Below are 13,476 nucleotides of genomic sequence, written 5' to 3' on the forward strand. Positions count from 1 at the left end.
CGGCGGAAGGCAGTCGAGGGGGCCAGCGCATGCGTTGGGCGACTATCTTGTCCCATTCCGGACCCGCCTGCTTGATATTCGCCTTTTCTTTGCGTATAGTCCCCGCGACCTTCCTTCGGCGCGGGAGCCCCGAATGCAGCCACTGACCAAACGCCAGCGGGAAATTCTGGACTACCTCGAAGAGTTCATCCACCAGCACGGCTACGCGCCGAGCCTCGAGGAGATCGGCGCGCGATTCAACCTCTCGTCGCTTGCGACCGTCCACAAGCACCTCACGAACCTCCAGGAGAAAGGCTTCATCCGCCGGTCCTGGAATCGCAGCCGATCGGTGGAGCTCTTGTCGGCCCCTGCAGCGCATCGCGCGCTCGAGCTGCCGCTGCTCGGGTACGTCGCGGCCGGCATGCCGGTCGAAGCGGTCGCCACGGCGGAGACGATTGCCGTGCCGGAGGATCTCGTCGGCAAGCGCGAGAGCTACGTGCTGCGCGTGCGCGGCGAGTCGATGATCGACGAGCACATCCGCGACGGGGACTTCGTCATCGTCGAGGATCGCAAGACGGCCGACAACGGCGAGATGGTCATCGCGCTCGTGCGCGGCACCGACGTCACCCTGAAGAAGTTCTACCGCGACAACGGCCGCATCCGGCTGCAGCCGGCGAACCCGGCGATGCAGCCCCTCTACTTCGACGCGGCCGACGTCCAGGTGCAGGGCGTCGTCGTCGGCATCATGCGAAAATACTGAGCGATGTCGAAACCCATCAACTTCACGATCGTGCCGGACGAGCCGGCCGATCCCGTGCAGGGGCGCCGCGAGTACGCCAACTTCTGCGCCGTCGCCCACACGCCGTTCGATCTGACGTTGACCTTCTGCGACGTCCGGCCGCTGTCGGAGCGGGATCTGAAGTCCGCCGAAGCCTCGCAGACCGTCCGCGTTCCGGTGGTCGCGCGTGTCGCGCTGCCGTTCAACGTCGTGCCCGGCCTGATCGCCGCGCTCCAGGAGCAGATGCGCGCGCTCCAGGACGCCCAGGCGCAGGAGCCGTCGAGCTGGCCCAAGGGCCCGCTGCACTGAGCGTCGCCTCGATGCCTCGCGCCACACGGGCGCCCGCCGCGCCGGCCCGCGATCTGGCCGTCCGAGTCTTCGACCGGCTCGACGCCCAGCATCCGAACGCCACGACGGAGCTGCACTACCGAACGCCGTTCGAGCTGCTCGTGGCGACGATCCTCTCCGCCCAGTCGACCGACGCCGGCGTCAATACGGTCACGCCGGCGCTGTTCGAGAAGTACCCGGACGCCACGCGGCTCGCGCAGGCGACGTCGGCCGAGCTCGAGCCCCTGATTCACGCCACCGGCTTCTTCCGGATGAAAGCGAAAGCGCTCATCGGCATGGCCCGAGGGCTCGTCGAGAAACACCACGGCGACGTCCCGGCGTCGATGGATGCGCTGGTCGAGCTGCCCGGCGTGGGCCGCAAGACCGCCAACGTGGTCCTCGGGCACGCGCTGGGCGTGCCCGGCCTGCCGGTGGACCGGCACGTGCTGCGCGTGTCGAACCGCATCGGCCTCGTCGCGAGCGAGGATCCGGTGAAAGTCGAACAGGCCCTGTGCGCGCTGCTGCCGCCCGATCGCTGGACGCGCGCCTCCGATGTGTTGATCCTGCACGGCCGCCGCGTCTGCCGGCCGACACCGCTCTGCGATCGCTGCCTCGTGCGAGACGACTGCCGGTACTATCGGACGCTCGGCGCGAAGCGCGCGCCGCGCGCGGTGGCCGCCGGCCGGCGCCGGACGCGATGACGCGCGCGCGGTTCCAGGCTCTCGTGGACGAGGCGCTCGCCTCGATTCCGAAGCGATTTCGCGACGCCCTTCAGAACATCGCCATCGTCGTCGAGGACGAGCCGACGGCGGTGCAGCTCGCCGAGGTCGGCCTCGAGCCGCCCGACACGCTGCTCGGGTTGTACGAAGGCACGCCGCTCACCGAACGCGCGTGGGCGCACGGCAACACGCTTCCCGACAAGGTGACGCTCTTCCAGCGTTCCATCGAGGACGCCTCCGACGACGAGGACGACGTCGTCGTCGCGATCGGCGAGACGCTGATCCACGAGATCGGCCACTACTTCGGCCTGTCGGAACAGGAGATCGAGGAGATCGAAGAGCAGTACTGGCGAGGCGACGCCGACGACGATGCGTGACGCTCCCCGACGGCCGATCAAGCGGCTCGGGCAGCATTTCCTCTCGCCGGCCTGGGCCGCCAAGGTCGTGGACGCGATCGCGCCGCAGCCGGGCGACGTGTTCCTGGAGATCGGCTCCGGCACCGGCGCGCTGACGCGTCCGCTCGCGGCGCGCGGCGTGCCGATCGTCGCGATCGAGATCGACAAGCGCCTCGCGAGCGACCTCGCCCGCGACGCACCGCCGAACGTCACGGTCTGGTCGGGCGACATCCTCGAGATGAACGTGGTCCCGCTCCTGCTCGGGCTGCGGCCGCAGCGCCCGCCAGGCGCGCCGACGGTCGACGGCCCTGGCCCCCGCTTTCGCATCGCTGGCAACCTGCCGTACTACATCGCGTCGCCCATCCTCTTCAGGCTCGTGGATCTGTACCGGGAGCACCGCCTGTTTCACGATGCGACGGTCATGGTGCAGCGCGAAGTCGCCGATCGGCTGCTCGCGCGGCCCCGCTCGAAAGACTACGGTGTGCTGACGATTCTCCTGTCGCTGCACAGCCGGATCACCAGGCTGCTCGATCTGCCGCCCGGCGCGTTCACTCCCGCACCGAAGGTGCGCTCGTCGGTCGTGCGGCTGGAGTTCGGCCCTCCGTCCGTCCGGATCGTGAACGAGCGGATGTTCGAGCAGGTCGTGAAGGCGATGTTCTCCAAGCGGCGGAAGACGCTGGCCAACGCGCTGAAGGCGTGCTCGCCGACGGCACCGGCCGCGCTGGCGCAGGCGGGCGTGGACCCGCGGCGGCGAGCCGAGACGCTGTCGCTCGACGAAATCGCGAGGATCGTCGAGGCCATCGCTGTGGCCGGGCGCCCGCCCGTGCTATAGTTTCCGCGGTTTTCCCGCCTGTTCCGGGGTCCCTCCCAGCGGCCCTTTGCAGCCGGAACCAGTGGTCCATGGTGTGTCTCACGCCATGGGTGCCGGTGCGTCGTGCGCGCGGTTCGCGGGCACGTGCGCCGTGGTCCGGAAAGAAGGGTGTCGTACTCGATGACGAACGACGCGGCGTCCGCGCCGCCGGTTGATCTCGTGCCGCTTGGCGGGCTCGGCGAGTTCGGCATGAACATGCTGCTCGTCGCGCACGGCGACGTCGCGTTCATCGTCGACGCTGGCGTCATGTTCCCCGGCCCCGAGCTGTTCGGCGTCGACCTCGTCATCCCGGATCTGTCCGTCCTGGCTCCGTACCGCGGGCGCCTTCGCGCGCTCGTGCTGACGCACGGCCACGAAGATCACATCGGCGCGGTCGCGCACGTCCTGCCCTATCTGGACGGGCCGGTCTACGGGTCGAAGTTCACGCTGGCGCTCGTCGAGCCCAAGCTGCAGGAACGGGGCATCGACGCGGCCGACCGGCTGGTGGCGGTCGGCCCGCGCGACCGCATCGCGATCGGCCCCATCACGATCGAGTTCCTCCGCGTCACGCACAGCGTGCCCGACTGCCTGGCGCTCGCAATCCACACGCCGGCGGGCACGATCGTGCACACGGGCGACTTCAAGATCGACCAGACGCCCATCGACGGCGCGGCCTTCGACTTCCATCGCTTCGCCGAGCTCGGCGCGAGCGGCGTGCTCGCCCTCTTGTCGGACAGCACGAACGCCGACCGCCCGGGCTTCACCGGCTCCGAACGCGAGGTCATCGACGGGTTCGAGGAGGTCTTCAGCAGCGCCCCCGGCAAGATCGTCGTGACGTCGTTCGCGACGAGCGTCTACCGGATGCAGTTGCTCGTCGATCTGGCCGAGCAGTTCGACCGCAAAGTCGCGTTCGTGGGGCGCGGCATGCAGCAGACGTCCCAGATCGCGGAGCGGCTCGGTTATCTGACGATCCCCGGTGGGCTCCAGATTCGGGATGCCGACGTGCGCGACTACCCTGCCGAGGACGTGCTCTGCCTCTGCACCGGGTCGCAGGGCGAGCCGCTGGCCGCCCTGCCGCGGATCGCGATCGACGACCACCGGTACGTCAGCCTGGGCACCGACGACGTCGTGGTGTTTTCGGCGCGCGTGATTCCTGGCAACGAGAAGGCGGTCGGCCGCGTCATGAACCACGTCGCCCGGCGCGGGGCCGACATCGTCTTCGACGGCCAGAAGCACGTCCACGTCTCTGGGCACGGAAGCCAGGAGGAGCTGAAGCTGATGCTGTCCCTGGTGAAGCCGAAATTCTTCGTGCCGATACACGGAGAGTACCGGCAGCTTGCCCGTCACGCGCGCATGGCGACGCTCGTCTCGCCCGCCACGTCCGTCGTCATGGCCGAGGACGGCGAGGTGCTGCGGCTCGACGCCGGGAGCCTGCAGGTCGCCGACCGGGTGGCGGCCGGCCGCGTGCTCATCGACGGCACGCGGACGGGCGAGATCATGGACGACGTGTTGCGCGACCGAAAGCACCTGGCGAGCGACGGTCTCGTGGTGTCGGTGGTGGCGATCAACGGCCAGACCGGCGCGCTCGAGCAGACGCCCGAGATCATCACGCGCGGGCTGGCCATCGATCCGAGACACGAGGCCATGCTGCGCGAGGCGCCGGCTCTCGTCGCGCGCGCGATCGAGAGCGCTCCGCGCGAGGAGCGGACCGATCCGGGGCTCGTGACCGAGCGGCTCCGGCAGGAGCTGCAGCGGCTGTTCCGCAAGCGCGCCGGCCGCCGGCCGCTCGTGCTGCCCGTCGTGATGGAGGTCTGAGACGTCGTGGCGCAGTCTGCCCTCTCACGTCGTGTCAGCGAGTTCACCGGCGTCGTGCTGTTCGCCGCGTCGCTCATCTGGGTGCTCGCGCTCGTGACGCACAGCGACGGCGACCCGGTCTGGTTCTTCAACGACATCCAGTCGACGCGGGTCGACAACTTCGTCGGCCGCTTCGGCGCGTTCCTGTCGCTCGCCTCGCTGCAACTGATTGGCTACCCGGCCATGCTCCTGCCGTGCGTCCTCGGCGTGATCGCGTGGCACTACTTCTGGTGCCGTGAAATGGACGCCGGCTACACGAAGCTCTTCGGGGCGGCGCTGTTCATCAGTTGCCTCGCGGCGCTGCTCTCGCTCGCGGTCGTGGCGGTCGACGCGAGTGGGCCGCACGCGGGTGGCGGCCTGATCGGGTCGGCGCTCGCGTCGGGGCTCTCGCGCTACCTCAACCGGACGGGCGCGACCATCCTGCTGATCACGCTGATGGCGCTCTCGATCATCGTCTCCACGCAGTTCTCGTTCGGCCGCGCCGCGGAAACCCTGGCGCGCCGAGTGCGCAGCGGCCCGACGCTCTTCGATCGCTGGCGCGAATGGCGCGCCGACCGGGAGCGCGCGCAGCAGCGGCGCCAGGTCATCGAAAAGCACGTGAAGAAGGCGGGCAAGGAGCGCGCGCCCGAGATCGCGACGCGGGCACAGGACGCCGCTGAGAAGCTCCGGGCCGCGCGCGCGCGCACGGCCGACGACGAGGTCGCCGACGGGCCGCCCGCCCGCGCCGCGGCGCCGCCAGCCATCCGGCGCCCCGAACGCGCCGGCGCGCCACAGCCCCAGCCGCTTCCCCTCGCCGACGCCGCACCCAGAACGCCCGCCGAACGGCGGCAGGACGGCTACACGACGCCGCCGCTCACGCTGCTCGATGCCCCGAAGGAGCACCAGAAGATCGACGAGCGCGAGCTGATGGAATCGGCGCGCCTGCTCGAAGAGAAGTGCCGCGAGTTCAGCGTCGAAGGCCGGGTGGTGCAGATCCATCCCGGCCCGGTCGTCACGACCTACGAGTTCAAACCCGACGCCGGCGTGAAGTACAGCCGGATCACCGGCCTGGCCGACGACCTCTGCCTCGCGATGCAGGCCGAGTCGGTGCTGATCGAACGGATCCCAGGCAAATCGACCGTCGGCATCCAGATCCCCAACCGCAACCGCGAGCCGATCACGCTCCGCGAGCTGCTCGAGTCGGAGAACTACGTGAAAGCCCCGTCGCGGCTGAGCATGGCGCTCGGCAAGGGCATTCACGGCGAGCCGTTCGTCGGAGACCTCGCGACCATGCCGCATCTGCTCATCGCCGGATCGACGGGCGCCGGCAAGTCCGTGAGCGTCAACGCGATGGTGAGCAGCATGCTGTTCCGGTCGACGCCGGACGAAGTGCGGTTCATCATGATCGACCCGAAGCGGCTCGAGCTCGGCATGTACGAGGACATCCCGCACCTGCTCACGCCGGTCGTCGTCGATCCGAAGCAGGCGGCGAACGCGCTGCGGTGGGCCGTCCGCGAGATGGAGGAGCGCTACAAGTCGCTCGCGGCCGTCGGCGTCCGGAACATCGACCAGTTCAACCGCAACGTGAAGGCCATGCTCGCCGAGCAGAAGGACGCGAAGGCGCCGGACGGCGGCGAGCTCAAACCGCTGCCGTACATCGTCGTCATCATCGACGAGCTGGCGGATCTGATGATGGTGGCCGGCAAGGAGGTCGAGGAGTCGATCGCCCGGCTCGCGCAGATGGCGCGCGCCGTCGGCATCCACCTGATCCTCGCCACCCAGCGGCCGTCGGTGGACGTCATCACGGGCGTCATCAAGGCGAACCTGCCGGCGCGCATCGCGTTCCGCGTGGCGTCGCGGATCGACTCGCGCACGATCCTCGACGGCAACGGCGCGGAGCAGTTGCTCGGCAAGGGCGACATGCTCTTCCTGCCGCCGGCCTCGTCGCGCTACATCCGGATTCACGGTCCCTACATCTCGGAGCAGGAGACCGCGCGGCTGTGCAGCTTCCTCCGCAAACAGGGCAAGCCGGTGTACGACACGAGCATCACCGCCGAGGAGAAGCCCGAGTCGGAGAAGCTCGAATTCGAGAAGGACGACCTGTACGACGAGGCAGCGCGCATCGTGGTCTCGACCGGCCAAGCCTCGATTTCCTATCTTCAGCGCCGGCTGCGCATCGGGTTCAGCCGCGCCGCCCGGCTCATCGACATGATGGAGATGGACGGCGTGGTGTCGACTGCGGCGGGCGGCAAGCGCGAAGTGCTCGTCGATCAGAGCTACTTCGACGAAGTTGACGCACAGGTGAAATAGCCATGCCGACCTTGGTTTCACGTTCGATGCTCCGGCGCACGGTCCTCGCGGCCGCCGGGATCCTCGTGCTGTCGCTGCCAACTGCCGCGGCGGCCCAGACGCCCGCGGTGAAGTACCAGCGGGCTCAGGCGCGCGAGAAGACGGCGCGCAGCGCACAGACCACGACGCCCGACACGCTTCGGGCGATCGGGAATGCCTACGAAGCCATCGTCCGCGCCCACCCTCGGACGGGCTACGCGGACAACGCGCTCTGGCAGGCGGCCGGCATGTACGCGCTGGCGTTCGAGAAGAGCGGCAACGTCCGCGATCGAGAGCAGGCAGTGCGGACGCTGAGCTGGCTCAAACGCGAGTATCCGACGTCGGCGCTCGTCCGGCAGGTCCCCGCCCGGCTGGCATCACTGCGGGCACCAGATCGATCGGCTCCGTCCAAGGCCGCGTCGGACGGCACGACCGCGCGCCCTGCCGTCACGCGCGCCACAGCAGCGCCCACACCGGCGCCCACCCCGCCGTCGACGCCGCCGAGATCCGCCGAAACGCCAGCCGCCTCGGTGCCGCCTGTCAAGCCTGCCGAGAAGACGCCGGCCGACGTAGCCGCGGCGCAGCCGGCGGAGCTCGAAGCTCCCTCGGTGTCCGTGCCGCTGCCCGCGCCTGCCCTCGCCGCGGCGAGCGACACGCCTTCGTCGCCATCGGTGAGGAAGATCACGCACAGCCGCCTGCCGAAAGGCGATCGACTGACGATCGAGCTGTCGTCTGAAGCGGTCTACGCGACACGTCGATCGGCGAATCCCGATCGGCTGACCGTCGATTTGGTGAATGCCGACGTTGCCGCGGGGATCAGCGAGCGGGTGACGACGCTGTCGGGCGTCTTGTTCAAGTCGGTGCAGGTCAGCCGGACCATCAACCAGAACACGCGCTTCGTCCTCGACGTGACCGGCAACCCACGATACAGCACGTTCCCGCTCTACAACCCGTTCCGGCTGGTCATCGACGTCGAATCCGACGAGGCGCTTCCCGACGACGTGCCGCCCGCGCCCATCGTCGCGACCAAGATGGCGCCCAGCCGTCCGGGCCGGATCGTGACGGACGGGCCGGCCGACGCGGCCCCGCCCGCGGCATCGGCGGCCACCGCACCCGGCGCGCGCGCGCCGGCCTCCGCGCCGTCGAGCGCGAACGCGCCGGCACCTCCGTCGGCGACCAGCCGCGGCGAGTTCTCGATCGCGCGCCAACTCGGTCTCGGCGTGGCGCGCATCGTCATCGATCCCGGCCATGGCGGATACGATCCGGGCGCGCAGGCCAACGGCGTCACCGAGTCCACGCTCGTGCTCGACGTCGCGCTTCGTCTCGAGAAGCTGCTCCTCGAGAAGCCCGGCTTCGAGGTCGTGCTGACCCGCCGGACCGATCGCTTCATTCCGCTCGAGGAACGCACCGCGATCGCCCAGCGCGAGGCCGCCGACATGTTCATCTCGATCCACGCGAACTCGAGCCCGCAGTCGAGCACGCGCGGCCTCGAGACCTACTACCTGGACTTCGCGTCGAACCCGCAGGCCGAGGCCGTCGCGGCCCGCGAGAACGCGTCCAGCGCCCAGACGATGCGCCTGCTGCCCGAGCTGGTGAAGGCCATCACGCTGAACAACAAGCTGGACGAATCCAGGGAGCTCGCGCGGCAGGTGCAGGCCGCGCTCGTCAAGCGGCTCGCCGGCCCCAACAAGGCCATCAAGGATTTCGGCGTCAAGCGCGCGCCGTTCGTCGTGTTGATCGGCGCGGAGATGCCGAGCGTGCTGGCGGAGGTCTCCTTCCTCACGAACAGAACGGACGCCAGCCTGCTGAAGCAGGCCGCGCATCGCCAGCGCATCGCGCTGGCGCTCTTCGAGGCCGTCCAGTCGTATCGGAGCTCGCTGAAGAAGATCGGCACGGTCGCCGCCCGCTGACAACGCCGGCCGAACGCACCGCGCGATTGCGCGTCGCTCGTACCGGCGTGCGTCGACGCCGAGAGCGCGGACGCATCCTGGCGGAAGCCACGGAAGGTCGAGCGGGCTTCAGGGATTAAGATGGTCGGAGAGCGCCATGCAGCCCCCTCCGCCCGATGCCGTGATCGTCGAGCTCGTCCAGACGCCCACGCCGGAGATCACGCTCGCGGACGTGATCTTCGGTTCGTTCGGCATCGTCGGCCTGCTGGTGCTGCTGGCGGTGCTGCTCGGAGGGGCGTTGTCGTTGCTGCTGGTGGTCTGGCACCGGCGCCATCCGCCAGAAGACGATCACATGCCGCCGGTCGTCCCGATCATGTCGCAGCCTGGGAGCCACCCGTCATAGCGAGCTGGGTCAGCAGGCGCACGGCCACGCCTGTGGCGCCCTTCGGTTGGTGCGGCTGCTTCGTCTCGGCCCACGCGGGGCCTGCGATGTCCAGATGGGCCCAGGCTCCCTCCCCTGCAAACCGCTCGAGAAACGCCGCCGCCGTGACCGCGCCTCCCGGACGCCCGGCGGCATTGACGATGTCGGCGATCTCGCTCCGGATTTCCTCCGCCGCTTCCTCGTAGATCGGCATCGGCCACACGCGGTCGCCGGCGGCCACGGCCGCTGCCCGCACCGTGTCGACCCACTCGGCCGGCCGTCCGAACAGCCCCGATACGTATCGCCCGAGCGCGACGATGCACGCGCCAGTGAGCGTGGCGACGTCGACGATGTGCGTCGCGCCGAGCTGACGCGCGTACCAGAGCGCGTCCGCCAGGATCAGCCGGCCCTCGGCGTCCGTGTTGATGATCTCGACGGACGTGCCGCTGGCCCCGACGACCACGTCGCCGGGCTTCACCGCCCGTCCGCCCGGCATGTTCTCCGTCGTCGGAACGAGGCCGATGACGCGGTGCCGGCCGCCGAGCAGCGCGATCGCCCGCATCGCGGCCGCAACCGCGGCGCCGCCCGACATGTCGTCCTTCATCCGATCCATGCCGTCCGCCGGCTTGATCGAGATGCCGCCGGAGTCGAACGTCACGCCCTTGCCGACGAACGCGAGCACCGGTGCGCTCGGCGCCCCAGGCGGATCGTGCCGCAGAACGACGAGACGGGGCGGCTCGGCGCTGCCTCGCGCGACCGCCATGAGCAGCCGCATGCCGAGCGCGTGAATCCGCTCTTCGTCGAGCACCTCCACCGCCAGGCCGGCATCACGCGCGACGGTGCTGATGCGGTCGGCGAAGGTGCGGGGCGTCAGCACGTTGCCAGGTTCGTTCGCCAGCTCGCGCGCCACGTTCGCGCACTGGCCGATGATCCGCCCGCGGCGGACCTCAGCCGAGACGCCGGCCGCATCGCCGCCCGGTACGATGATCTCGACGCGCGCAGGGAACGCCGGGCGGTCGGCGCGATCGCTCCTGTACGTGCCGCCGTCGAACTCGGCGGCGGACAACCCGTCGGCGACGATCGCCGGCGCAAGGCCACGGGCGACGAAGCCGACCGACGTCGACGCGCGCTGGCGCGCGGCGTACGACGCGGTGGCCGCGAGGCGCCGCGCCCGTTCCGCATCGATTTCGGCGCGATCCCCGGCGCCGAGGAACACGAACCGCCGCGCTCGCCATCCGCCACCCGTCACCGCGACGACGAGCGTCTCATGGACGGCTGCCTTGAACTCGCCCGCCTCGATCGCGCGCCGCAGCTCGCCGCCCGCGGCAGCCGCCGCACCAGGCACATCCTCGAGCGTGTCCTGGCGGCCGAAGATCGGGATGAAGAGCAGGTCGACCCCGGACTCGGCAGGGGCGCCCGTCACGCCAACGAACTGGGGTGCGTTGGAGGGCTGTTGCGGCATGGAGGATCGGTACTCCTTGAAGAGGCGCGTGAGGCGCAACTGCCGATCATAGCGGAGGAAAGAACGCCCGCGACCGAATCAGCGTCGCACGACGCGACGGCAGGGAACGAAAGACGAAAGCTCGCCAACCGCCTCGCGCGCTCAGCGACACCGCGCGGCAAACGCGTGTCCGCCGGCGATCCGGAACGCTGCCAGCCGCGCGCGTCCGCTCCCGAGACCGACGATGACGTGGATCCATTCGGGATAGTGCGCTTCGGCGACGTCGGTCTCGGACGGCACCGGTGCACCCGCCGGGTGCGAGTGATACACGCCGACGATCGCGAGCGGCGGCCTGAACTCGCGCAAGAGCCGGCGAAGCTCGATGTGCCCGCGATCGTCGAGCCGGTATCGCGTCGTGCCCTCTGCCACGTTCGACATCGGCACCGCATGCGTCACGCGCGAGCCCGATCCGACGAGGAACCCGCAGCACTCGCGCGGCCGCTCCCGCTCGGCGTGCGCGACGATCGCACGCCGCACGGCGCGCGGCAGCACGATCGTCATCGGCGCTCTCACGAGCGGAGCTCCGGCAGATCGCGGAAGAGATCCAGGCTGTCAGGATTCGCGAGCGCGTCGCGGTTCGGCACCGGCTCGCCGTGAATCACCCGCCGCACCGCCAGTTCGACCAGCTTGCCGCTCATCGTCCTCGGCAAATCCGCGACCGCGACGATGCGCTGCGGCACGTGACGCGGTGACGCCTGCTGGCGGATGACGTCGACGATCCTGCGCCGCAGGTCGTCGTCGAGCGACGTGCCGGGGCGCAGGCGGACGAACAGCACGATCCGTTGATCGCCTTGCCACTGCTGGCCGACGGCGAGGCTCTCGAGGACCTCGGGCACGTGCTGCACTTCCCGGTAGATCTCCGCCGTGCCGATCCGCACGCCGCCTGGATTGAGCGTCGCATCGGAACGCCCTTCGATGACGAAGCCGCCGTGTGACGTCCGGCGGATCCAGTCGCCGTGGTGCCAGACGGCCGGGTAGCGTTCGAAGTAGGCGGCGCGGTACCGGGCCCCATCGTCGTCCTGCCAGAACCCCAGCGGCATGGATGGAAACGGCGTCGCGCAGACGAGCTCGCCGGCGCCTTCGGCCAGCTCGCGGCCGTCTTCGTCGAACACGCGAACGTCCATCCCGAGCCCGGCTGCCTGGATCTCGCCGGCCCAGACTTCGCCGTTGGGATTGCCCAGCACGAAGCAGCCGATGATGTCGCTGCCCCCGGAAATCGAGGCGAGATGGACGTCGCGCTTGACGGCCCGATAGACGTACTCGAAGGCCTCGGGTGCAAGCGGCGAGCCCGTCGAAGTGATCGTTCGCACCGACGCGAGGTCGTGCGTCTCGCGCGGCACCACTCCCGACTTGGCGAGCGTGTCGAGCAGCCGCGCCGACGTGCCGAACAGCGTGATGCGCAGGCGGTCCGCCAGGTCGAGCAGCGTCGTGATCTGCGGGTGCGCGGGTGACCCGTCGTAGAGCACGATCGTCGCGCCGGTGGCCAGCCCCGACACGAGCCAGTGCCACATCATCCAGCCGCACGTCGTGAAGTAGAAGAGCCGGTCGCCGTGCCGCAGGTCGCAGTGTAGGCGGTGTTCCTTCACGTGCTGCAGCAGCGTGCCACCAGCGCCGTGCACGATCGCCTTCGGCACGCCGGTCGTGCCCGACGAGTACAGAACGTAGAGCGGGTCGTTGAATCCGAACCGCTCGAACGCGAGCGGCTGATCGCCGGCGGCGTCGAGCCAGTCGCGCCAGGCGACGGCCCCCGCCAGCACGCGCGGCGGGTCGTCCATCGGCACCACCACCGTCGTCGTCACCGACGGCAGCCGCGCCAGCACGTCCCGCAGCTTCGGCAGGACGTCGAACCGGCGGCCGCCGTAATGATGCGCATCGACGGCGATCAGCACGCGCGGCGCGATCTGGCCAAAGCGGTCGACGATGCCGTCGACGCCGAACTCCGGCGAACAGCCGGACCAGACGGCGCCGATCGACGCGGCGCCGAGCGCGGCGATGACGGCTTCGGGCACGTTCGCGATCAGCCCTGCGACACGGTCGCCGCAGCCGACGCCGGCCCGCCGGAGCGCTGCCGCGGCGCGCCCGACGTCACGAAGCAGCTCGGCGTGAGAGATCTCCACCTCGCGTCCGTGTTCCGTGGTGGCCAGAATCGCCGGACCATCGTCGCGGCGTCGCAGCAGGTTCTCCGCGAAGTTGAGCCGTGCGTCGGGGAAGAACCTCGCACCCGGCATCGCGTCGAGCCGATCGACGACCCGCTCGCCGCGTTCGCCGACGATGCCGGCCGCGGACCAGAGCTCGTCCCAGAACGCCGGCACGTCGGTGACGGACCAGCAGTGCAGGCTCGCGTAGTCAGGAAGCGATCGGCCCGCGCGACGCTCCGCGCGGCGCGTGAATGCCGAGAGGTGCGAACGCGCGATCCGCTCAGGGTCCGGTCGCCACAGCGGCGGCATCGTCGGCTC

General features: G+C 69.9%; 12 protein-coding genes. 9 read left to right on the forward strand and 3 right to left on the reverse strand.

The window, feature by feature from the left end:
• Window positions 1-133 precede the first annotated feature (133 nt).
• The 9 genes from lexA to IT184_08750 all read left to right on the forward strand — a co-directional run bounded on the left by lexA (window position 134) and on the right by IT184_08750 (window position 9,501).
• On the forward strand, window positions 134-739 hold the full coding sequence (gene lexA, locus IT184_08710; GenBank protein MCC7008883.1) for a transcriptional repressor LexA: 606 nt from the start codon (window positions 134-136) through the stop codon (window positions 737-739).
• 3 nt (window positions 740-742) lie between these two features.
• The gene (locus IT184_08715) at window positions 743-1,066 is read left to right on the forward strand and encodes a DUF3467 domain-containing protein (protein ID MCC7008884.1); all 324 of its coding nucleotides are present in this window, start codon (window positions 743-745) and stop codon (window positions 1,064-1,066) included.
• Window positions 1,067-1,077: 11 nt separating this feature from the next.
• On the forward strand, window positions 1,078-1,785 hold the full coding sequence (gene nth / locus IT184_08720; protein MCC7008885.1) for an endonuclease III: 708 nt from the start codon (window positions 1,078-1,080) through the stop codon (window positions 1,783-1,785).
• On the forward strand, window positions 1,782-2,180 hold the full coding sequence (locus tag IT184_08725; protein MCC7008886.1) for a metallopeptidase family protein: 399 nt from the start codon (window positions 1,782-1,784) through the stop codon (window positions 2,178-2,180). The genes nth and IT184_08725 overlap by 4 nt, the downstream gene beginning before the upstream one ends.
• Window positions 2,173-3,030 (forward strand): ribosomal RNA small subunit methyltransferase A, encoded by an 858-nt coding sequence (rsmA, locus tag IT184_08730; GenBank protein ID MCC7008887.1) that lies wholly within the window; start codon window positions 2,173-2,175, stop codon window positions 3,028-3,030. The genes IT184_08725 and rsmA overlap by 8 nt, the downstream gene beginning before the upstream one ends.
• Before the next feature lie 159 nt (window positions 3,031-3,189).
• On the forward strand, window positions 3,190-4,863 hold the full coding sequence (locus tag IT184_08735; GenBank protein ID MCC7008888.1) for a ribonuclease J: 1,674 nt from the start codon (window positions 3,190-3,192) through the stop codon (window positions 4,861-4,863).
• 474 nt (window positions 4,864-5,337) lie between these two features.
• Entirely contained in the window at window positions 5,338-7,191 is a 1,854-nt protein-coding gene (locus tag IT184_08740; GenBank protein ID MCC7008889.1) for a DNA translocase FtsK, read from the forward strand.
• 2 nt (window positions 7,192-7,193) lie between these two features.
• Window positions 7,194-9,119: an N-acetylmuramoyl-L-alanine amidase gene (locus tag IT184_08745; protein ID MCC7008890.1), complete on the forward strand. Its 1,926-nt coding sequence runs from the start codon at window positions 7,194-7,196 to the stop codon at window positions 9,117-9,119.
• Window positions 9,120-9,255: 136 nt separating this feature from the next.
• Window positions 9,256-9,501: a hypothetical protein gene (locus tag IT184_08750; GenBank protein MCC7008891.1), complete on the forward strand. Its 246-nt coding sequence runs from the start codon at window positions 9,256-9,258 to the stop codon at window positions 9,499-9,501.
• On the opposite strand, the gene IT184_08755 is transcribed toward IT184_08750, so the two are convergent.
• The 3 genes from IT184_08755 to IT184_08765 all read right to left on the reverse strand — a co-directional run bounded on the left by IT184_08755 (window position 9,470) and on the right by IT184_08765 (window position 13,467).
• A complete protein-coding gene (locus IT184_08755; GenBank protein MCC7008892.1) occupies window positions 9,470-11,020 on the reverse strand; it encodes a leucyl aminopeptidase in 1,551 nt (516 codons plus the stop codon). The two genes, IT184_08750 and IT184_08755, sit on opposite strands and share 32 nt — an antisense overlap.
• 102 nt (window positions 11,021-11,122) lie before the next feature.
• A complete protein-coding gene (locus tag IT184_08760; GenBank protein ID MCC7008893.1) occupies window positions 11,123-11,533 on the reverse strand; it encodes a M67 family metallopeptidase in 411 nt (136 codons plus the stop codon).
• Window positions 11,530-13,467, reverse strand: coding sequence for an acetoacetate--CoA ligase (locus IT184_08765; GenBank protein ID MCC7008894.1), 1,938 nt, complete (start codon window positions 13,465-13,467; stop codon window positions 11,530-11,532). Before IT184_08765 ends, IT184_08760 begins: the two co-directional genes overlap by 4 nt.
• Between the last annotated feature and the right edge of the window lie 9 nt (window positions 13,468-13,476).

It is taken from the genome of Acidobacteriota bacterium, from assembly GCA_020853395.1.
Taxonomy (GTDB): Bacteria; Acidobacteriota; Vicinamibacteria; order Vicinamibacterales; family SCN-69-37; genus JADYYY01.